General features: G+C 44.7%; 18 protein-coding genes and 1 pseudogene. 3 read left to right on the top strand and 16 right to left on the bottom strand.

The window, feature by feature from the left end:
* Nucleotides 1-277: 277 nt before the first annotated feature.
* From ppsA to C1T21_RS18195, 5 genes are all read right to left on the bottom strand, one after another.
* Nucleotides 278-2,890 (bottom strand): phosphoenolpyruvate synthase, encoded by a 2,613-nt coding sequence (ppsA, locus tag C1T21_RS18210; protein WP_103049249.1) that lies wholly within the window; start codon nucleotides 2,888-2,890, stop codon nucleotides 278-280.
* Between the two features lie 359 nt (nucleotides 2,891-3,249).
* Complete coding sequence (locus C1T21_RS28105; protein WP_258012526.1) at nucleotides 3,250-3,375, bottom strand: hypothetical protein; 126 nt, start codon at nucleotides 3,373-3,375, stop codon at nucleotides 3,250-3,252.
* A gap of 123 nt (nucleotides 3,376-3,498) precedes the next feature.
* On the bottom strand, nucleotides 3,499-3,876 hold the full coding sequence (locus C1T21_RS18205; protein WP_025722804.1) for a VOC family protein: 378 nt from the start codon (nucleotides 3,874-3,876) through the stop codon (nucleotides 3,499-3,501).
* A gap of 62 nt (nucleotides 3,877-3,938) precedes the next feature.
* Nucleotides 3,939-4,781 carry a helix-turn-helix transcriptional regulator gene (locus C1T21_RS18200; RefSeq protein ID WP_025722803.1) on the bottom strand — a complete coding sequence of 281 codons (843 nt, stop codon included), beginning with the start codon at nucleotides 4,779-4,781 and terminating at the stop codon, nucleotides 3,939-3,941.
* A gap of 307 nt (nucleotides 4,782-5,088) precedes the next feature.
* Nucleotides 5,089-5,742 (bottom strand): GntR family transcriptional regulator, encoded by a 654-nt coding sequence (locus C1T21_RS18195; RefSeq protein WP_103049248.1) that lies wholly within the window; start codon nucleotides 5,740-5,742, stop codon nucleotides 5,089-5,091.
* 162 nt (nucleotides 5,743-5,904) lie between these two features.
* Between C1T21_RS18195 and uxuA the strand changes: the two genes are divergently transcribed.
* Both uxuA and C1T21_RS18185 read left to right on the top strand, forming a co-directional pair.
* Nucleotides 5,905-6,981 carry a mannonate dehydratase gene (gene uxuA / locus C1T21_RS18190; protein WP_103049247.1) on the top strand — a complete coding sequence of 359 codons (1,077 nt, stop codon included), beginning with the start codon at nucleotides 5,905-5,907 and terminating at the stop codon, nucleotides 6,979-6,981.
* Nucleotides 6,982-8,589, top strand: coding sequence for a mannitol dehydrogenase family protein (locus tag C1T21_RS18185; protein WP_103049246.1), 1,608 nt, complete (start codon nucleotides 6,982-6,984; stop codon nucleotides 8,587-8,589).
* A gap of 253 nt (nucleotides 8,590-8,842) precedes the next feature.
* Here C1T21_RS18185 and C1T21_RS18180 read toward each other — a convergent pair whose 3' ends face one another.
* The 9 genes from C1T21_RS18180 to C1T21_RS18140 form a co-directional block, all read right to left on the bottom strand.
* Complete coding sequence (locus C1T21_RS18180; protein WP_103049245.1) at nucleotides 8,843-9,841, bottom strand: NADP-dependent oxidoreductase; 999 nt, start codon at nucleotides 9,839-9,841, stop codon at nucleotides 8,843-8,845.
* Between the two features lie 244 nt (nucleotides 9,842-10,085).
* Nucleotides 10,086-10,838, bottom strand: a complete 753-nt coding sequence (locus tag C1T21_RS18175; RefSeq protein ID WP_103049244.1) for an SDR family NAD(P)-dependent oxidoreductase — start codon at nucleotides 10,836-10,838, stop codon at nucleotides 10,086-10,088.
* 310 nt (nucleotides 10,839-11,148) lie between these two features.
* A complete protein-coding gene (locus C1T21_RS18170) occupies nucleotides 11,149-11,721 on the bottom strand; it encodes a TetR/AcrR family transcriptional regulator (RefSeq protein ID WP_103049243.1) in 573 nt (190 codons plus the stop codon).
* Between the two features lie 101 nt (nucleotides 11,722-11,822).
* Nucleotides 11,823-12,860, bottom strand: a complete 1,038-nt coding sequence (locus tag C1T21_RS18165; RefSeq protein ID WP_103049242.1) for an aldo/keto reductase — start codon at nucleotides 12,858-12,860, stop codon at nucleotides 11,823-11,825.
* A gap of 299 nt (nucleotides 12,861-13,159) precedes the next feature.
* Nucleotides 13,160-14,266: a Gfo/Idh/MocA family protein gene (locus tag C1T21_RS18160; protein ID WP_103049241.1), complete on the bottom strand. Its 1,107-nt coding sequence runs from the start codon at nucleotides 14,264-14,266 to the stop codon at nucleotides 13,160-13,162.
* Nucleotides 14,267-14,595: 329 nt separating this feature from the next.
* Nucleotides 14,596-15,324: a ThuA domain-containing protein gene (locus tag C1T21_RS18155; protein ID WP_103049240.1), complete on the bottom strand. Its 729-nt coding sequence runs from the start codon at nucleotides 15,322-15,324 to the stop codon at nucleotides 14,596-14,598.
* Between the two features lie 36 nt (nucleotides 15,325-15,360).
* Nucleotides 15,361-16,533, bottom strand: a complete 1,173-nt coding sequence (locus C1T21_RS18150; RefSeq protein WP_103049239.1) for a Gfo/Idh/MocA family protein — start codon at nucleotides 16,531-16,533, stop codon at nucleotides 15,361-15,363.
* 52 nt (nucleotides 16,534-16,585) lie between these two features.
* Nucleotides 16,586-17,641, bottom strand: coding sequence for a LacI family DNA-binding transcriptional regulator (locus C1T21_RS18145; RefSeq protein WP_180984613.1), 1,056 nt, complete (start codon nucleotides 17,639-17,641; stop codon nucleotides 16,586-16,588).
* Between the two features lie 463 nt (nucleotides 17,642-18,104).
* Entirely contained in the window at nucleotides 18,105-19,091 is a 987-nt protein-coding gene (locus tag C1T21_RS18140; RefSeq protein ID WP_180984612.1) for an aldo/keto reductase, read from the bottom strand.
* Between the two features lie 473 nt (nucleotides 19,092-19,564).
* Between C1T21_RS18140 and C1T21_RS18130 the strand changes: the two genes are divergently transcribed.
* Complete coding sequence (locus C1T21_RS18130) at nucleotides 19,565-20,035, top strand: AraC family transcriptional regulator (protein ID WP_258012524.1); 471 nt, start codon at nucleotides 19,565-19,567, stop codon at nucleotides 20,033-20,035.
* Here the strand turns inward: C1T21_RS18130 and C1T21_RS18125 are convergent.
* Nucleotides 20,031-20,447: pseudogene (locus C1T21_RS18125) on the bottom strand (SDR family oxidoreductase); the annotation flags it as partial. The gene C1T21_RS18130 and the pseudogene C1T21_RS18125 overlap by 5 nt on opposite strands.
* A gap of 77 nt (nucleotides 20,448-20,524) precedes the next feature.
* Nucleotides 20,525-20,854, bottom strand: coding sequence for a carboxymuconolactone decarboxylase family protein (locus tag C1T21_RS18120; protein ID WP_103049237.1), 330 nt, complete (start codon nucleotides 20,852-20,854; stop codon nucleotides 20,525-20,527).
* Nucleotides 20,855-20,922 lie beyond the last annotated feature (68 nt).

The following is a 20,922-nucleotide window of genomic DNA, read 5'->3' as shown; positions in this document are numbered from 1 at the left end:
CCAGTCTTGGATTTTGGGTTGTCAAAAGAGCATTTGGGACATTGCCTGCCGCATGGCCTATATCCCTCAAAGGGAAAAAATGCTTTCCATTAAAAGAATCGGCGCCTGCCGATTCTCTCCTTAAAGGACAAGAGATTTAGATTATCGGGTCAGCTATGTATAAATCATTTTGTGTCATGGATAAAAGGACGAACAGGATAACCGCCCTTTTATCCATGACAGGTTGCATTTAATACTGTCCATTATGACAGAGGCTATTACTTAGCGCATTCAGCCATTACAATATTTCGATATACCCTTCTGTTCCATGCACACGAATTCGTTGCCCATCTTTTATCAGTTTGGTAGCATTCTCCACTCCGACAACTGCGGGTAAGCCATATTCACGTGCGATAACGGCTCCATGAGTCATCAGTCCACCAACTTCGGTGACTAGGCCTTTTATGGATACAAACAATGGTGTCCAGCTGGGGTCAGTAAAGGCGGTGACTAATATATCTCCATCTTCCAGATCAGCATCTTCCATGTTTAAGATGACACGTGCTCGTCCCTCTATAACTCCGGTAGAAACAGGCAGACCTACAATCGCTTCGGCTGGGAGATTTTCTCGGTTGTACTCACCCGCAATGATTTCACCATCAGACGTGATTACACGCGGGGGAGTTAGTTTTTCATATAATTTATAATCGTCTTTTCGTTTACGGATGATCTGATAATCCAGTTTATTTGTGCGTACGACTTCGTGAAGTTCTTCAAAAGTGAGATCGTATATATCTTCTTTCTCGTGAATAACACCAGCTTGTACGAGTTGTTCGGCTTCTTTTAGTAAAGCCTGCTTATAAACGAAGTAGCGATTAACCATGCCGTATTTGGGATATTCACGATAACCGATGAAATTCCGGATCAGATCGATCATTCGTTTTGTTTCTTTGGCTTTTTGTTCACCATCCGGTAATTGCTTCAATCGATCTAATAACTCTTGTTCTTTTTTCAAAGCCTCCTGTCGCCCTTGCTCAAATTTCCAATTGCCAGCATTAGGCTCAAAGTTTTTGATATTACTGAGAATCATGGGGACAAGTATAATTGGTTTTTCACTCCAACGAGTTCTCGAAATATCGATTTCACCGGCACATCGCATTCCGTATTTGTTGAGATAAGCATAGATAGCGTCTTGAGTTTCCTGTCCACCATCCAACTTAACCAGTTCATCCAAAAAATTATCATCTTTTACATGTTGTAAATAATCAATTACCTCCGGATAAGGACGAATCGCATCTGCGACATCCAATAGCGCCAGACCCATTTCCGAAGTAATGTTGTTTGGTACAGATTGAGAAAGCGTATCTGCTGCGTTTTTTTCACCTAACCACTCGTACATTTTTTCATTGATCCATGACGAAGCATCCATAGCAGTCATAAAAACCTTTGAACTTTGTGGGTCAAATAAGATCTTCTTTAATTCTTGGAGATCTTCCAGAATAAAATCAAATAAATCTGCTCCTGATTTCGTTTGGATGTTTTGTTTTAATTCTTCTATCGATGTTTGATTGTTCTTAATCAAATCAGAAACGATTGCCGGATCGTTTTCGATTTGTGCTTGAAAACCTGCAGACGACAACCCTTTACTGCTATTACCGGGACTCGGTTCTTTTCTATCATCTGGTAACGATTTTATAAAATCTCGCTCTATTAGGGTCATAAATGCGTCTTTTATGAGCGGATCGTTTTTTCCCAGGGTATTTAAGAAAGTTTCTCTGCTGACAGGCGAAGCCAGCATATGTGTAACATCAACAAACAACCTTCCACCGGCTATACGCATGGGTGCAGGAGTTATTAACAGGTAAAAAGACAATCCCAATGGTTTTATCGGGTCAGTCATCATTTGTTGATGACCGACAGATACATAAACGTGATTTTCCTGATCATTTGCTTCAGGGATCGGGTATAAAGTCGTGATTGGACGACTCTGGACAATATAAAAAGTATCATGGGCCAAACACCATTCGATATCTTGCGGGTAACCAAAATAAGCTTCGATCTGTCTTCCGATGCGTGCCAGTTGTAAAATTTGTTGTTCAGTAAGGGTTTGAGTCTTTTGCTGATCGGGGTCGATCTGCCGGGTCTCTGTTCCGCCTTCTCTTCGTCCATAGATAGCCAATTTTTTGGTTGCTATCCTCTTATCAACGATTTCCCCTTCCTGTACTTTATAACAATCGGCAGAGACCAAACCAGAGACCAGTGCTTCTCCAAGTCCAAAACTGGCATCGATGGATAGCAGCTTTCGGTTGGAAGTAATCGGATCAGCGGTAAATAAAATCCCTGAAGCTTGTGGGAAAATCATCCTTTGAACGATAACGGATAAATAAACTTGACTGTGGTCAAATCCATTTTGTATACGGTAGATTACCGCGCGATCCGTAAATAGGGAAGCCCAACATTTGCTGATATGCTGCAAGATTGCTTCTTTGCCGATGATATTTAAATAGGTGTCTTGTTGACCAGCAAAAGAGGCATGTGGTAAATCTTCAGCAGTCGCACTAGAACGCACTGCATATGCATGTTCATCACCAAACCGGGAGAGATAGTGAGCAACTGCTTGCACAACATCGGAAGGAATTTCTATGTCCATTATGATTTCTCGAATCTTCCTGCTGATTTCACCAATTTGATCTCGATCTGCTACTTTTAGCATGGTTAGTCGATCCAGCAAAGCATGATACGTTTCGTTTTGTCCGATGGCTTTTTGATATCCCACTGTTGTAACACAAAATCCTTCTGGTACATGTATGCCTTCAATTTTTGATAATTCCCCTAAATTTAACCCTTTTCCGCCAACGAGCAAAAGCTTGGTTTTTTCCATTTCTTGAAAATCGAGAACCAAAGAACTCATTCAACATCTCTCCTAACCATTAAATTGAGAAAAAAACATTTGACAAGAGTTCACCGGCATGGTAAAGTTAAATTGTAAGATGTAATAGTTATGTCCATTAAATTTTACGAAGTCGTAATCTGATTATATCATCGTGTCTGTTTTATATGCAACATAAAAGAACCTGATAAAACTATCCAGGTTCTTTTTTGATTTTCCGCTATCATTAGTCACATCAAAAACCATGGCTCGAGCCGAACTCAGTTACTGCATAGTCCCCTATCGGTTATGCAGCCTAAGGAAATTCTGAAGTTGCGTCAGGTTCTTATTGAGCTAACCTGCCCGTTAGTTCAGCGAACGAAGCACGTATAGTGAACCTCTTATATTTTTTCCGGGCTGCTCTTCTTTGCACTTGTACTATTTAATACAGGTTTGCTGTCCAACGAATATCGCACCTGCATGATATGCATCCACGACCAAACCGTGCCGTTACTTCTCAACTTCATCCCGTTACCCCTTTGTTGAGTCAAAAGAAAAGAGTATTTTTTAAATTTGTTCGAACTATTTGCCCGTTAATTGAAAAAACGGCAGCCGATCGTTGTGTGCGGCTACCGTAATTTTAAACCAAATCAAGCGACCAAACTGATCAAATTGCCATCAGGGTCTTTTATGATCGCATAACGCTCGCCCCAAGGTGTATCGTTCGGTTCAAAATGCCCCTCATATCCCTGTACTGTCAATCGGCTATACGATTCATCCAGCGCTTCCTTACTGTCAAACTGGAAAGCGATCTCCATCCGATAACCGGCAGGCTTCTGCTGGTCGCCTAGAATCATCTGTGCCGATTCCCAAGTATCAAAAGAAAGAATAACATCGTTGTATGCTACTTCTATATGATGTTCTTCATTTGCCCTTTCCGGTATTTCTAAGCCTAATGTCCGATAAAAATCCAAGGACCTCTTCATCTCTTTTACGAAAATCGATAATCTTTTTAACTTAACTGCCATGCTTCACAACTCCTATCCAGTGGTATGATTATTCACCTCCATTGTATCGATCATATAGACTGTTAAATAGGAAAAATCGGACTCTTTCGTCTCTTACTTATCAAGCTTTTAAGAGACAATCCATAATATTGCTTAAATGTATTGGTGAAATGTGACTCATCGTAATAGCCGTATTTGAGCGAAAGATCCACTAAACTGGAATAACCGCCCTGAAAAAAATCTTGCAGCGTGCTTTGAAACCGGATTATTCCAAGCATCTCCTTCGGACTTAAGCCCAGCTCCTGATCAAATACCCTTCTAAGATGCCGTTCACTAAAGTGAACTTGATTGGCCAAATTCGTTACGGATAAATTCCCTTTTCGGCCATAAATAATCTGCAAGCTTTGATACACAAGTGGAGGAATTGCCATATCGCTATTCGCCAGCATTCGGACCAAATGATGTTCAGCAACCGCAAGAATTTCGGAGATCGTAGTGGCTGATAAGATTTCTTCTACCCAATACATTTCTTCTAAACCCAATACATCATCCAAGTAGATACGCTGTCCCTTAAACGCCGAAAGAGGTGTCTTAAGAATAGAACGAGCTGATTCCGAATATATCCGAATACCAAATAGTGAACGAGGTTCAGAGAACTGCAGTAATTCTGATCGAGTTGTAGGACCCACAACGTAGGCAGCCTTTCGGCTGAATGGAGAAAGAAGATTCACGACAATATCGACACAGCCATCCGGTATAACTCGATGCCAAAGCTTGTCTGGAACAGGACGATAATCCATTGTCCAAAAAGAAGCCACATGTGATTCCAATTGAGGACTCGCTGGATACTCCCGGCAGTTATACCATGGCTGTTGTAGCTCCGGTTGCAATTTGGGAGAGTGGACGGGATGGAATGAATGAGTCATCTAGATCCCTCCTTAATCGAGTTTAACTAGTAATTAGCTTAATGAAAACGGAAGCCGAACTGGACGGCTGCCGGTGTGTTTAGTGACATTAAAGTTGGTTCTTAAAAAAACAGAGTAATTTCAAGCATTTTCAGGTATCTGGCCTCTTTTATAAGTTACATCATAGTTGGTTCCTAGGAGAGTCTGCAGTCCTATTTACAATAAATTTGATTAATCTGTCACATTAATCCATGAGTGTATTCAAGGAGGATTTCACCTGACATGTATACAAGGACGAAAACTCCTGTACATGCAATTTGAGCTAGCCTTATTTCTTGATATAATCAGCGAACTTCCGGAGAAAATCGAGCGAATGGATATCCTCTCTGAGATGATGATGAACCAGATCATCCATTTTAGTTGTTTCCTTATTCAGCATGGATTCAAGCATAGCTTGGTGCTCATGCCAGATGCCCATCAGCTTCCCTGTTTCCAGCATATGCAGCTTGCGATATCTGATATAGTGAACATTTGACTGCTGAATGAGCTGCCAAAGAAACCCCCGCCCCACCAATTGGAACATGGTTTGGTGGAACTGATCATCCAAACTGAGAAATTGATCCGTAGCATGATCTTCTTCAATCACAGCTCTCTGTCTGTCCAGAATATCGCTCAGCTTCTGTACATCGCTTAATGCAATTTGCGAAGAAAGCTCCTTCATAATCTCCTTTTCCAATGCGCTTCTTAAGTAAATAATTTGTTCAACGGACTCCAGATCAATATAGGACACAATGTTCCCCTTCTTGGGATAAATATCAATGTAGGACTCAAGCGCAAGCCACTTCAATACATCGCGTAGCGGAGTTCTGGACAGCTGAAAGCGTTCTGACAAAGTCGTCTCGCTGAGAAGAGTACCCGGCTTTAAGGTCAGTGACAAAATATCTTTTTTCAACAGTTGCATGATTTCTTCTTTTGTAAACATATCATTCCTACCTTCACTTTATAAATCTAGTAGACTTATTATAAAGCATTTTGAGGTGACGGACCCCTCTGAGATTATCATTGACAAGAACAAACCCTATAATTTATGATCAACTCAATCTTGTATACAAGACAGATGAAATATAATCAGGGAGGTATCGTTATGAATATGACCTGGAGATGGTATGGGGAAGGCAACGACAATATTACACTGGATCATATCCGGCAAATTCCGGGAGTTATGGGCATTGTCTGGTCTTTACATGATAAGGTAGCCGGTGAAGTATGGGAAATGGAGCGAATTCAGGAGGTAGCTGATCAGATTACGAGCAAGGGCTTTAGTACGGCGGTCGTAGAAAGTGTAAATGTCCACGATGATATCAAAATCGGCCTACCATCCCGCGATCAATATATTGACATTTATATCGACACCATTCGAAAATTAGCCAAAGTGGGAGTTAAGGTGATTTGCTATAACTTTATGCCTGTCTTTGACTGGACCAGAACAGAGCTGTACAAGGAACTGCCTGACGGGTCCAACGCCCTCTTTTATGAAAAGGCTGCCATTACCGATGATCCCCGCCAAATGGTGGATCGGATTCTCAAGGGAGCTGGGAAGTTCACCATGCCTGGCTGGGAACCAGAACGGTTGGCGAGACTGGATGAACTTTTTGCTGCTTACGCGGATGTCACTGAAGACAAGTTGTTTGACAACCTGAAGTATTTTCTTGAGCGCATCATCCCGGTCTGCGAGGAGGTTGACATCAAGATGGCCATTCATCCTGATGATCCGGCATGGCCCATCTTCGGATTGCCGAGAATTGTCCGGAGTCGTGAGACCATCCGACGCATCCTAGATGCAGTGAACAGTCCATATAATGGTCTAACCTTTTGCACAGGCTCACTGGGGAGCAATCCTGAGAATGATTTGCCAGCCATGATTCGGGAGTTTCATGATCGTATTCATTTTGCGCATATTCGTAATGTCAAGGTGTTTGAGAATGGCGACTTTATTGAAGTGTCACACCGCGGGAAGGACGGAAGCGTCGATGTACCGGAAGTAGTTAGAGCTTATCACGAGAACGGCTATCAGGGGTATGTACGCCCGGATCACGGCAGACATCTATGGGGGGAAGAAAAGAATTGTCGACCTGGCTACGGTTTGTATGACCGTGCACTGGGGGTTATGTACTTGCTTGGTGTCTGGGATAGTCTCGCTCAAGGCAAAGGAGTGAAATAAATGCTCCAACTTGACCGGAAAGGCCTTTTAGACAAGGCGGCCTGGCGAGCAGCAGGCATCGAACTGCCAAAATATGATCTGGAGCTTGTAGCCAATAACACCCGAGTTAGACCGCAATGGGTGCATTTCGGCGCAGGCAATATTTTTCGAGGGTTGATAGCCAATGCGCAGCAACAACTGCTGAATAACTTGAAAGCGGATACAGGTATTATTGCGGCCGAAGCCTTTGATTTTGAAATGATCGAAAAAGCCTATAAGCCTTACGACAATCTAACCTTACTGGTGTTGATGAGTGCAGACGGAAGATTTCACAAGAGCGTGGTCGCAAGCATTGTTGAGGGACTCGCAGCAGAGCAAAATCGTCCAGACGACTACCTCCGTCTGATTGAAATATTTGAGAATCCGTCCCTGCAGATGGCCAGCTTTACTGTCACGGAAAAAGGATACGCCCTGACCGGACCCGACGGCAAGTATCTGGCTGTTGTGGAGAGGGATTTGACGAATGGTCCTGAACAGCCGGTGCATGTGATGAGCATAGCTACTTCGCTTGCCTATCGGCGTTATCTGAGGGGACGGCATCCAATGACCTTTGTGAGCATGGATAATTGCTCCCATAACGGCGATCTGTTAAAGGATAGTATGATTGCCATCGCCAAGGAGTGGACTCGCAGAGGCCTAGTAGAGGGAGGATTTGCAGACTATCTGCAGAATGAGGAGAAAATAACCTTCCCCCTGACCATGATTGACAAAATCACCCCTCGCCCTTCCTTGCAAGTACAGTCTGCTCTTCGGGAGCTGGGGTTAGCTGACATGGAGATGATCGTTACCTCCAGGCATACGTATACGGCTCCCTTTGTCAATGCTGAGGTTAGCAAGTATTTGGTCATTGAAGACAAGTTTACGAACGGGAGACCTGCACTGGAGGAAGCTGGCATCATCTTCACGAATCGGGATACGGTGGACAAAGTGGAGAAGATGAAAGTCACTACCTGTCTCAATCCGCTGCATACAGCGCTGGCCCTCGCTGGGTGTCTGCTTGGGTATGAGCTCATTGCAGATGAAATGAAGGATCAGACATTGTGTCGTCTGGTGGAAACCATCGGCTACAAGGAAGGCTTACCTGTTGTAGTTGATCCCGGTATCATCCAACCGAAACCATTTATTGACGAGGTATTGCAGGAACGCTTCGCCAATCCCTATATTCCGGATACGCCACAGCGGATTGCAACAGATACCTCTCAAAAGATGAGCATCCGTTTTGGGGAAACCATAAAGACTTATGCTAGCACAGCAGGGCTTGATCCTACGAACTTGACTGCTATTCCCTTGACCATTGCGATCTGGTGTCGCTATTTACTGGGAGTGGATGATCAAGGAGAACCCTTCACACTCAGTCCGGACCCGTTACTCGATACGTTGCAGGGATATTTGCAGAATACGAAGCTGGGCGATCAGACCTCCGAGGTTCGCTGCCTCCTCGAGGATGACAAACTGTTCGGTGTCCGATTATATGAAATTGGTCTGGGCGACAAGATTGAAGCCATGTTTCATGAAATGCTGGCAGGTCCCGGAGCAGTGCGAAGCACGATAGAGAAGTATGTGAACTAGAACTTACATTAATGCAATCCTCCCTGCCAGAAACTTTGGTCAGGGGGATTGCATTAATGAGAACCAATTCTTTAAATAATCAACATCCACATGTCTAATCATCTGTTCTTCTCCCCTTTTTTGGGGTTCGCAAAGTAATATCAAATCCCGGGTTGCTTCTCCCGCGAATACCGTTTTTTAACTCGCTAGAATGCACGTTTTAGAAACAAATAGTAGAATGAACATTCTAGTATCATGAAAAATGTAATATTACTTAAAAGGTCACAATCACTTTACCTTGGGAGTGGCCCGTTGACACTTTAATCAACGCTTTGTTAATGTCATCAAACGTATAAGTTGAATCTATAGAGGGCTTGATATTTTCTTTTTCAACAAGTTTAGTGATTTCTTGTAATTGACTTCCATTGGCTTGCACAAATAAAAAACGATATTCATTTTGATTCTTGCGTGCTAAAGAATCTAAGCGAGCACCCACTAGACCAAACAATGCTTTTTTCCACATCGGAAAATGATTGTCAACCGCAAAGCGATAATTAGGTCCGGCTTTCAATGATACCAATTTCCCTTGTGGTTTTAAAATACCCAGTTCAGCTTTGATCTCTTTGGTACCCAAGGTGTCGATCACATAATCGATATCGGACAGTATGTTAGCATAATTCTCTGCCTTATAATTTATGAATTGATCAGCCCCGATCGACAGTATACGTGATCTGCCTCTTTCACTTCCACTTGTAATAACAAATAGTCCCAGTGATTTGGCAATGGGGATTGCCATAGCGCCAAATCCTCCGGTTCCTCCAGGAATGAATAGCTTTTTATTCGGCTGGACATGGAGTACATCGTGCAATGCTTGATAAGCAGTCAAGGCAGTAAGGGGTACAGCAGCAGCTTCAATAAAAGATAGATTTTCAGGCATGATGGATAAAGCATCTTCATTTACGGCCGCATACTCAGCAAAAGCACCGATTTTATTAAGCGGCAACCTCGTATACACAGGGTCACCAACCTTAAAATTCAAAACATCATCACCAACAGCTTCAATAACCCCAGATAGTTCATTCCCTAAAGTTAATGGCAACTTATAGTCGGCAATCATCCGAACACTGCCATTCAGATTAAGAATGTCCAGTGGATTTACACCTACAGCTTTTACTTTGACAAGTACCTCATGGCTATTGATCTGTGGTATGTTTACATCATTTAATTCCACTTGGATTATTTTTGAATATTTCTGTACTTGTGCTGCTCTCATCATTCATCCTCTTCCTTTGCTAATTTGGGGATAGCATAACCATGAACGCAATCGAGTTTTTAGGTTGATCCGCTCGCTATACCATTTTTTACTAAATGCGTTTTTTTGAAAACATCGAGCATCTTTAGACTAAAAAAAACGTGGCGCACAATTTTCAGTTGTACGCCATGTTTCAGCCTTTATGTTATTGTAGACCCTCTTGCACTCTAATTCTTCCATGTATTCAAGGATATATGAATTGAATTTAAAATTCTGAAATGATTGGATAGATTTGGCCTCTCAGGTTGAAATCATAGTTCTGGTCTACAATACCTACCACTTCGTTGTTATCATAAAGATCCACCATGAAGCCCGCCATTTGTTTGGCAGTGTGGTACTTAGGCATGTTTGCTTTGTAATCAAATTCTTCAGTATCTAATGATTTCTTCGAGAATTCCGTTTCCGTTATAGCTGGTGCTAAAACCTTTGCTTTTAGTTTTGCACCTTTCATTTCTAGTTCTTTTGCAAGGCCTTCTGTGAAGGCACTAACGTAATATTTTGATGCAGAATAAGCAACACTCCCTACAGCAATGGCATATCCGAGTGCGGATGAGACGTTAATTAACTGAGTTCCTTCTACATCAGCATAATCTCGCACATATAGTGTAGAAAGGATCGTCAAGGTTTCAATGTTAACACGTAACATAGTTTCAACTTTATCTAAATTCTGTTCTGCTACAAAAGAAGCTTCACCGAGCCCCGCATTGTTAATCCAGGTCTCAATTTGGTATTCTTTTAAATTGTTATATAGTGTGTAGGCCTGATCTGTAACAGACAGATCACTTGTATGAACAATAACATTTACAGTAGGATCAATATCCTGAATTGCTGATTTAAGTTCTTCTAATTTATCCAATCTTCTAGCTACCAAGATTAAGTTTTTGCCACGTGCAGCAAATCCCAATGCCGTTTCATATCCAATCCCTGAACTTGCTCCCGTAATAACTGTATACTTCATAATATTCTCTCCTTCATAACATCCAGATTAGTGGTAATGAGTTTTAAAGACGATTTTAGAATGATCATTCTTATTAGGGTAAAAAAACAGTTAGATCTAACTTGCTATTAGCATATCAATTTTAGAACGAACAGTAAAGAATTTTTTTATGACTAAAATTTTAATTTTGGAGCGGTATTCCTTGACTTGTTTGAGGCATAAGATACAAGTTCTTTCTTTCATTAGAGGGACAAGAAAAAACTTGTATCACGGAAACAAACAGTCCTCCATTTAGGTGACTCCTTTTGCCTGTCATGCTGTAATTCCACTTTTAATCTAAAGCGGTCAGTGTCATATCAATAATATTCTTTAATTTTTGCTGATCCGTTGTTGTCTTAACCAACGTACGTAGCCCTAACCACGCATTCATTAAATAATGAGAAATAACTACAGGATCCAAGTCAGCCTTGAACTCACCCGATTGTTGACCCTTCAGTACAAGGTTAGTCAAGAGTTCCTCAGTTCGCGAATAACTCTCATCAACTAAGGATGAAACTTCAGGATCCAACACGCCGAGTTCCACGCCTGAATTCACGAGAAAACACCCTAGAGGTTCTCCTTCATTTCTTACTGTCGCCTCAAACAACTCCCGAATTAATTCTTTGATCGGTTTTTGTTTTTCAATCAGAAACCTCATTTTGCTGGTCTGCTTCGTTTCATATCGTTCGAGAGCTTTCATAAATAAGGCATGCTTATCCCCAAAGGTATCATAGATACTTCTTCGGTGAATGCCCATAAACTCAACCAAATCTTGCATTGAAGTTTTCTCATATCCTTGTGCCCAAAACAGGTGTATTGCTTTATCTAATACTTCATTAACTTCAAATTCTTTTGATCTTGCCATCGTCATCACCTCGAATAATCATTATACAATTTAGTGAAGGATCGGCAAACTAGATTTAAAAAAAGTGAATACATTACAGGTATGAGGTCTATCTTATATATTTAACCTAGGATTCTTCGTTTGTCTGCTTGTAACCAATCAGGCGTCCATCCTTTTTCCAGGGCATCCAGGGTTACTCCTGGCGGAACGATAGCATCTATCGCATCCAGGATATCAGTGCTTAATCGGATGTCGCTGCCTTTTAACGTTTCACGAAGTTGCTCAATTGTTCTTGCCCCCACTATAGCAGAAGTAACTGACGAATGAGCTTGTGTAAATGCCATGGCAAGATGTGGCAAAGTTAATCCTGCTTCATTTGCAAGGGTTTGGAGCTTAGCAACGGCTTCGAACTTGATGCGATTTTCTTCTCGATTCGGATCTACAACAGTTGAAAGTTTCCCTAGAGAACTTGCTGCTCTTGAATCTGGGGCAACAGCTTCTCCCGAGCGGTATTTTCCCGTTAGTAGACCACCCGAAAGTGGGCTCCAAACCATTACGCCCATTCCGTATTTTGCGGTTGCAGCAAGCAAATCGAATTCGATGCTTCGATTCAATATGGAATACGGGGCTTGCTCGGATACAAAGCGTGCGGTATTTTTGCGTTCGCTAGTCCATTGTGCTTCGGTCACTTGCCATGCCTGAAAATTGGATGTACCAATATAGCGAATCTTCCCTTCACGAACCAGGTCCGTAAGTGCGTCAAGACTCTCTTCAATGTCAGTATGGAGATCTGGCTGATGTAGTTGATACAAATCGATATAGTCCGTTTGCAACCTTCTCAAGCTTCCCTCTACTGCACGCTTAATCCAATATTTCGAGTTACCGGATTGATTAAGCCCACTGCCCATGGGCATTCCGCCTTTCGTGGCCAGAATAACATCCTGTCTGCGTCCTTTTAGGATGTCACCCAGAATTTCTTCGGATTGACCACTTGAATAGACATCCGCTGTATCGATCAGATTAATGCCTCCAGCCAAAGCCTCATCTAACATGACTGCAGCTTCTTTCTCCGTATTGTTGCCCCAAAAACCAAAAGTACCTGTACCTAATACAAAACTGCTTATTTTAAGGCCTGTATTTCCTAATACACGATATTCCATGTTCAATCCATCCCTTCTCCATCTGTTATAATTAGAATGATCATTCTAATATTTGCAGAAGAGTCCACGGCAAGATCTCACACCACTCCTCATAACTCTTGGCTTCTTATCCGTGTATTCCTCCTACGCCAACAATATAACATATTTAGAATGATAGGTAAAGAATGATTTTATGCCCGAAATTAAGATTCTTCCTGAAAATGAACTAAGAAGACTCCAAAGCCGCGGTCAAAACGGAGCTGAAGTCTTCTTTTCAATAGAAATGAACATTCAAAGCGGGATGTAAAAATTACATTAGTTTACGCATCTAACGTATACAACGGCAGGTTTTCCGGTAAAGCCGCCGGGCGCAGACATGTGCTCTGCATGGGATAGAAGGTCTGCTGATCGGAGGAATCGTGGAACGCCCACATCGCCTCCAGCACATGATAGGCTAATTCACCACTGGCGCGGTGAGGCCGTCCGCTGCGGATAGCGTAGGCCATATCGGCAACACCGATGCCCCGTGTGTTCTCCTGGTAGCCCGGCAGCAGCGGTATCTCTGTCCATTCTTGCTCGCCTAGCAGCCTGTAGCGAACTGGCCCTCCGAACGTGTTTGGGTCAGGCACCTGTAGCGTGCCCTGAGTGCCGTATACCTCGATCGGTGGCAGAGTGCTTCCACCAAAGATGTCAAAGCTGGTAATGAGCGTGCCGACAGCCCCCTGCTTGAAACGCAGCAATCCGGCCACATGGGTCGGTATATCGACCGGGATGGACTGGCCTCTCTTTTTTTCGCTCGTAATCGTTCGCCGATCCATCGCCTTGCTTGTCATGCCCGAAATGGTAGCAATCGGACCCAGCAATTGCACCAGAGCCGTCAAATAATAAGGGCCCATATCAAACATCGGACCGCCGCCGACTGCATAATAAAATTCAGGATCAGGATGCCAATGTTCATGTCCACGGCTCATCATGAAAGCCGTAGCGGCTACCGGATTTCCAATGACTCCGTCTTCAATCAGCTTCAATGATGTCTGTATACCGGAACCGAAGAAGGTCTCTGGTGCGCAGCCGACAAGCAGTCCCTTTTGATGAGCAAGATCCAAGACAGCCTGCCCCTGCTCACGGGTGACGGCAAGTGGCTTCTCCACATAGACATGCTTGCCTGCCTCAAGAGCTCTGAGACATACGTCGGCGTGAACGCCCGGAATGGTCAAATTAATGATGAGTTCGATCTCCGGATCAGCCAAAATCTCATCTACCGAATATACATTCGGTACGTTGAACGCTACCGCCTGCTCCTCTGCCCGACCTTGGTCCAGATCCGCTACTGCGTACAGCTCCAGAATGTCGAAACGATGGCAATTTTCCATGTAAATTCCGCTAATTTTACCACACCCAATAATGCCTACTTTCATTTTGTTCATGCCTGGACTCCCTTCTTCTTCAGAAAAAATGGATAATGGCACTCTTTTGTTACATCGGATACCATCCTGTCGCTGAACGGGGCTTATAAACAAGCCCATCTGTTCTGATTGTTAAATATTGTAAAATTACAAATCATCAATGTATCAATCAAATGGAGACTGGAAATACGAATTCAATCGGGACATCATTGCATAAGAATACACGCCTAACGATCTTACCGTCCGTCTTGTCTGTTGCCCTTCTGCATTCAGTACTTTCCGAGGATGAGGATACAGGCTGTAAAAATCTTTGTCAGATGCGCTAACGCTTCATCCTATTCGTGTCCACGCTAACGCTGTTGGTTGTCTGTCATGCCTGTATAAGCCTCTGCCAGAGAGCTACCCCGGGTGGCCACAGCCTGTTTGCCTGCTGCTGCCCACAGAAACCCGCTGCGCATCATCTCGGTCACTTGAGGCATATCTATGATATCTGCGTGATGGCCCAGCGAATTGTAGAAGACGCGGCCGTTCCCCCAGCGCTTCGTCCATACAACAGGCATATCCACCGGGCCATTGGCTGAATGGGGGCCTGGTACGATCGGAAAGCGTGTGGTTGCCAGCACTTCAACTGCCGGGTCTACGTGGAGGTAATACTGCTCGCTTTTGACCTGAAAATCCTCAATATGGTCTAGAAGTGGGCTGGAGCCGCGCTTCATGTTCACCATGTACTCTACGCCGTCATTGCCGGGATGCGCAACCCATTGCCCGCCTGTCATGAACTGCCAGTCCACGTTGTTCCGGAAGGCATCACACATGCCGCCATGGCAGCCTGTGAGACCTACGCCGCTTTGAACCGCAGCTGAGACATTATTGACCAGTTCCTGCTCAATCTGTCCCATGGTCCACATTGGAACGATCAGGTCCAGGTCAAGCAGTTTCTCAGCATCCTGGTAGGCTTCCAGGGTATTAGACACCTTCACCTCGAACTGCTCTTCCTTCAAAATGCGTTCAAAAATGGCCGCCGCCTGCTCCGGCTCATGTCCGTTCCATCCACCCCATACAATCAGTGCCTTGCGCATCTGAAATCCACTCACCTTTCGGAATGTATTGTTATACTACATTTCTTCAATGGATACCCAGCGGCGTTCCTCTATGGATCGTTCTACCGCTTCAAGCACAGCCTGACAAGCAACACCGTCGCGGAAGTTCGGCGACGGTTGCCGTCCTTCAGAGATGGCACTCAACATCTCTAGCATTTCATGGGTGAAGGTATGTTCGAATCCAATCGTATGTCCTGCAGGCCACCAGGCTTCGGAGTACTTGTGTGCCGGATCGGTAGCGAGTACGCGGCGAAAGCCCTGAACGTCCTCCTCATCCTGTGTGAAATACACTTCCAGTTCGTTCATTCGTTCAAAGTCAAACCGCACACTGCCTAGGCTACCGTTGATCTCGAATGAATTTGTGCTCCGATGTCCGGCAGCAAAACGTGTGGCCTCGAAGCTGCCCAGCGCACCTCCGGCGAAGCGTGCCAGGAACAACGTGGCATCATCGACTGTCACTTCTCCCATCGGAGCATTTGCTTCAGTACTCCTTTTGGAGCTCAACCCGCTCATCTCCAAAGCCAACGGGCGCTGTTTGATGAATGTCTCGCTCATGCCGATCACTTCATGGAACTCGCTGACCAAGAAGCGAGCGAGATCAATCAGATGGGCGCCAAGATCACCATGAGAGCCAGAACCGGCCACTTCTTTTTGCAGACGCCATACCAGTGGGAAGGACGGGTCCATGATCCAGTCTTGAAGGAAAAAGGCACGGAAATGATAAATTTTGCCTAGGCGTCCGCTCTCGACTAGCTGCTTTGCCAGCTGGACAGCCGGAGAAAAACGGTAGTTGAAGCCTACCATATGTCTGACCCCTGCTTCCTCTGCTACCTGCAGCATGTCACGTGAATCCGCCAGCGAGAGCGCAAGTGGCTTCTCACAGAACAGATGCTTGCCATGAAGGGCCGCCTCAACGACAATTTCCTTATGGGCATTACTCGGGGCGTTAATGTCAATGAGATCAATATCGTTACGTTTCACTAGATCACGCCAATCCGTAACACTTTCGGTCCAACCGAACTGGCGGGCAGCTGCCTGAACCCCCTGCTCGTTGCGTCCACAGATAACGGACATCTCTGGCTGCAGCGGGGCATCTGGGAAGAACATGGGTAGACTACGGTAAGCGTTGCTGTGAGCCTTGCCCATAAATTTGTAGCCAACCATTCCGATACGAAGACGATTAGACATGTCGTGATCCTCCTTATGGGTCTGAGTTTCAACGAATTTTTGACGAATGGTGTTATTGACGAATGGATGACGCCCTGATAATCAGCTCTGTGGACAGGAGTTCTCTTATCGAGTCGCGCCCGGTTAGTTCCAGGGCTGGAATAAGATTCAGAGAATCGGGTATAAGCTTCGAGGCTGCAAGCTCCCCCATCTCATAAAAAGGTACGCGGACACTGCTTAGCGGCGGAACAGCCATCTCAGCCGCATCCGAATCGTCATAGCCTACAAACGCCGGAAACCGGTCAGCTGCCAGTCCGCGCTCACGGAGACCCTGCATTACCCCGAGGGCCATCCGGTCGTTCGCCGCAAATACAGCATCAATATCATTCAATTTGCCTGCGATTGTAGCTGAGGCTTCGAGCCCGCTTCGACGGCTGTAATTACCTTCCAGAAGCAGATCATGGTCATATTCAATACCGGCCTCCTGAAGCGCGGTACGGTAACCCTTCAATCGCTCAGTACTGTTGGAATAGATGTCCGGGCCGTTGAGAAAGGCAATCCGCTTATATCCCTGCTCGATGAGGTGACTTACAGCCGCCCGGCTGCCTTCTACATGATCTGCATCCACTTCACAGAACGATTGCCCTTCAAAATGGTGATTCATGACGCAGAACGGACGTCCTTCTTCCTGAAGTCTCTTTAGAGCTTCTACCTCATCGTGGTCATCCCTGGCTCCAAGGATGATACAGGTATCGATCCTTTGCTGGCGAAAAAGACTACTGTAATCAATCCGTTCCCCCGGCTTTCGGAACAATAGAAGCAGATCGAGCCCGCTGTCTCTGGCCTTGTTTCCGATACCGCTCAGCATCTCAGAGAAAAAATAGGCTGAGAACAGGTGCGCCTTTGGGACATAAGGCATAACTACACCAAGATGGCCACTCTTGCTTCGGGCAAAGTTACGAGCCAGCGCACTGGGTACATATCCAAGCTGATTAGCTGCATCCAGAACCCTTCTCCGCGTATCCTCTTTGATAGGACCTACTGCATTCAAGACCCGAGATACCGTCGCTTCAGACACGCCGGAAAGTTCTGCTACTTCCTTGCGCGAAACGATATTACCCACCTCCAAATCATTTTATGTACGCGCGTACATTTTCTCATGCAGCCATACCTCTGTCAATCCCCAAAAAGCGTACCCCATGGATGGATAAGCTCTTTTCGTTACTGAAAGGACATGGTCTCGTGGTTCCTGCTGGCAAACAGATTGAGTGGGATATCCTAGACCCAGCAATCAGTGCCGCGAACAAATAAATGTTTATTAACTATTACGCAAACGGATACGATAGTTCAATAAAATAGCGGCAGTTCTAGGACATTATTTCCTCGTCCATGACTGCCGCTATTTCGATTTTAGGGATGATTTTAATGCTTTTTTACCGGCAGCGAGTTAATGAACATTGGACTTATACTCACCCCGCCCCATAAGGCGGGACAGGATCTTAATATTGCGGAGAAATACGATTTCTCATCTCAATTATTTACTTTAACAAAAGAGATTTCCTCATGATTGGATTATGACTTGAAGAATTAGATCAAAGACCCGTTCTTCTCTCCAGCTCCTCCGTATATCTGGCGCCCATCAAAGTGATCTGCGAGGCTGCGCTGTTAATATTGCGCACATCTTCGGATGTGAGTTCAATGTCCACTGCGCCTAGATTTTCTTCCAGACGGCTTAATTTCCGTGTGCCCGGGATTGGAACGATCCACGGCTTCTGGGCTAGCAGCCAGGAGAGTGCGATTTGGGCTGGCGTTGCTTTTAACTGCTCAGCCATCTCTTTAAGCAGGTCGACCAGCACCTGATTGGCCTCCAGGGCTTCTGGAGTAAAACGTGGAAGAACGCTACGCAAGTCGCCATGATTGAATGTCGTATTTGCATTAAAACTCCCCGTCAGGTACCCCTTGCCCAAAGGACTGAACGGAACGAAGCCAATACCGAGCTCCTCTAGGGCAGGGAGGAGTTCCTCTTCGGGGCGTCTCCACCACAGGGAATATTCACTCTGAATTGCAGTGAGTGGCTGAACCGCGTGTGCACGACGAATGGTCTTCACTCCTGCTTCAGACAATCCCCAGTGCTTCACCTTTCCTTCCCGGATCAGATCTTGCACGGCTCCCGCTACCTCTTCGATCGGCACATCTGGATCGACCCGGTGCTGATAGTACAGGTCGATGGCTTCAATCTTGAGCCGACTAAGCGATTCTTCGGCAACTTTCTTGATATGCTCAGGGCGACTGTTCATCCCGTACTGCTTGCCATCCTGGATATTGAAGCCGAACTTCGTGGCAATCACGACTTGATCTCGAACAGGAAGAAGAGCTTCGCCCAAGAGTTCTTCATTCGTGTAGGGTCCGTATACTTCGGCAGTATCAAAGAAAGTCACGCCGCGCTCGACCGCTTCCCGAATGACCGAGATCATTTCCTTTTGGTCCGAAGCCGGCCCATAACCGTAACTCATTCCCATGCATCCAAGTCCGATTGCAGAAACTTCCAGACCGCTATTTCCCAATTTACGCTTTTCCATCATACATCTTCCTTTCTTATTATGATTCTATCTTTATCTAGTTAGAGGTTTGTAATTATAAGTATTATTATTTTCCATTTGTTGATTGACTTACTATCCTATCAAGAGAACTATTATATAATTTTTTGAAAAATTCATGTTCTTCAAACTCTATTAATGTGATAAGCCTTTGAACCAATAAGTTCCTAAACCAACGATTCAAATAATTCATCTCCTCCCTTTTTTAAACTTGTTCTTTGATAATGTCGTTATGCTTACGGTAGTTTAGAGGCTTCTGTCACTCCCTCCGCTTCAGCTATTCTGTTGTTCTCCCCCTAGCTTGATTCTGTGAGCTTAGTCTTATTATGCCGAACAGAGAAAGCGAAGCGGTATCTCATTCGTCTTAAATGATTGCCCAATCCTATCACGGCTACTGTTGCTACAGGCGGATAAGTCTTATAATGGGACCAGACAAACCTGCAAGGAGGATTTGAATGTCCGAGAACCTTATTCAACAGCAACAGGAGCTTACCGGATTAATCGAGCGTCACTCGCTTCAGAATAGCGCCAAGGAAACGGCGATCCCTTCCCTATTTTTATATCAGCATTCCAGCTTAACTGAGCCCGCTTATCGGGTTTACAAGCCTTCTTTTTGTGTTGTCGTTCAAGGTCTGAAAGAAATTTTGCTGGCACAGGAGAGATTTGAATATGGACCGTCCAATTATCTGATCGCTTCCATGAATCTGCCTGTGATCGGTCAAATTATAAAAGCGTCTGCTGACTCTCCTTACCTGAGTCTCAAGCTCGAATTTACACAGAACCAGATCCTTGAAGTACTGAACGATTGTGATATTAAGGTCACGTCAAAAGATAATGCCAAGCGTGCCCTGTTCGTCGGCCGGATGGAATCGTCCATTCAGGACGCCGTGCTCAGGCTTGCCCGTCTGCTGGACACCCCGGATTAATGATATGGCCAGATTTCTGTTCCCGCATCGCAGGCAGAACAGCAGCAATCCCGTACAAAAGTCCCTTGATATTAATAGCAATCATCATATCCCATTCATCAATTTTCTTCTTAAAGAGAAACGATTGCGGCATGACTCCGGCATTATTGATAAGTACGTCGATTTTCCCAAACTCTTGAAGTGCATACGAAGCCAACTCCTCCACTTGTTCATGCGATGTCACATCGGTTACTTTGTAGATGGCTGTACCCCCGCTTTGTTCAACTTCTTCTTGCAGCTTTTGTAAACGGTCTTCACGGCGAGCCGCCAGCACAAGCTTCGCACCTTTAGATGCCAGCTCTTTGGCAGCTGCCTCTCCGATTCCGCTGGAAGCACCTGTAATAATAACGACTTTATCTTGAATATTGGACATAGAGAATGAACATCCTTTCTAATTTAAATTGCTTAATTGAGGTTCTGAGATTGGATATAAAATGTTTGCTTTGAGACTTAGTTTTCTTTTGCGAATAGTTCTTTGGCAACTGTAATAGCGGACATCGCCTTCGGCCAGCCCGCATAAAAGGCAAGATGGGTAATGACTTCGATCAGTTCCTCTTCCGTTAGGCCGTTGTCTTTGGCTTTACTCAAATGAAAGCCCAGTTGTTCGGAATTCCCTCCGGTGATCAAGCTTGCTACGGTAATGAGGCTGCGGTCGCGTGGGTCCAGCTCTTTGCGTTCCCAAACGTCCCCAAACAGCACCTTGTCGGTCAGCTCGACGATCTTTGGTGAGAAGTCCCCAATCGTTCGCTGTGCAGCCGTAAGTTTTTGAGTATCTGACATGTGATATCTCCTCTTTCTTCATTTGCATTGATCCTTCATATAAATGCATCTATAATTGAAATAGATAC

This window comes from Paenibacillus sp. F4, from assembly GCF_002894905.1.
Classification (GTDB): domain Bacteria; phylum Bacillota; class Bacilli; order Paenibacillales; family Paenibacillaceae; genus Paenibacillus; species Paenibacillus polymyxa_B.
Note: the sequence above shows the minus strand (reverse complement) of the source record. Positions and strands in the feature narration are given on the sequence as shown.

Excerpts from the sequence above, each read along its gene's own strand:
- ppsA (WP_103049249.1), bottom strand. The coding sequence starts at position 2,890 with ATGAGTTCTTTGGTTCTCGATTTTCAAGAAATGGAAAAAACCAAGCTT.
- C1T21_RS28105 (WP_258012526.1), bottom strand. The coding sequence starts at position 3,375 with ATGAAGTTGAGAAGTAACGGCACGGTTTGGTCGTGGATGCATATCATG.
- C1T21_RS18205 (WP_025722804.1), bottom strand. The coding sequence starts at position 3,876 with ATGGCAGTTAAGTTAAAAAGATTATCGATTTTCGTAAAAGAGATGAAG.
- C1T21_RS18200 (WP_025722803.1), bottom strand. The coding sequence starts at position 4,781 with ATGACTCATTCATTCCATCCCGTCCACTCTCCCAAATTGCAACCGGAG.
- C1T21_RS18195 (WP_103049248.1), bottom strand. The coding sequence starts at position 5,742 with ATGTTTACAAAAGAAGAAATCATGCAACTGTTGAAAAAAGATATTTTG.
- uxuA (WP_103049247.1), top strand. The coding sequence starts at position 5,905 with ATGAATATGACCTGGAGATGGTATGGGGAAGGCAACGACAATATTACA.
- C1T21_RS18185 (WP_103049246.1), top strand. The coding sequence starts at position 6,982 with ATGCTCCAACTTGACCGGAAAGGCCTTTTAGACAAGGCGGCCTGGCGA.
- C1T21_RS18180 (WP_103049245.1), bottom strand. The coding sequence starts at position 9,841 with ATGAGAGCAGCACAAGTACAGAAATATTCAAAAATAATCCAAGTGGAA.
- C1T21_RS18175 (WP_103049244.1), bottom strand. The coding sequence starts at position 10,838 with ATGAAGTATACAGTTATTACGGGAGCAAGTTCAGGGATTGGATATGAA.
- C1T21_RS18170 (WP_103049243.1), bottom strand. The coding sequence starts at position 11,721 with ATGGCAAGATCAAAAGAATTTGAAGTTAATGAAGTATTAGATAAAGCA.
- C1T21_RS18165 (WP_103049242.1), bottom strand. The coding sequence starts at position 12,860 with ATGGAATATCGTGTATTAGGAAATACAGGCCTTAAAATAAGCAGTTTT.
- C1T21_RS18160 (WP_103049241.1), bottom strand. The coding sequence starts at position 14,266 with ATGAACAAAATGAAAGTAGGCATTATTGGGTGTGGTAAAATTAGCGGA.
- C1T21_RS18155 (WP_103049240.1), bottom strand. The coding sequence starts at position 15,324 with ATGCGCAAGGCACTGATTGTATGGGGTGGATGGAACGGACATGAGCCG.
- C1T21_RS18150 (WP_103049239.1), bottom strand. The coding sequence starts at position 16,533 with ATGTCTAATCGTCTTCGTATCGGAATGGTTGGCTACAAATTTATGGGC.
- C1T21_RS18140 (WP_180984612.1), bottom strand. The coding sequence starts at position 19,091 with ATGGAAAAGCGTAAATTGGGAAATAGCGGTCTGGAAGTTTCTGCAATC.
- C1T21_RS18130 (WP_258012524.1), top strand. The coding sequence starts at position 19,565 with ATGTCCGAGAACCTTATTCAACAGCAACAGGAGCTTACCGGATTAATC.
- C1T21_RS18120 (WP_103049237.1), bottom strand. The coding sequence starts at position 20,854 with ATGTCAGATACTCAAAAACTTACGGCTGCACAGCGAACGATTGGGGAC.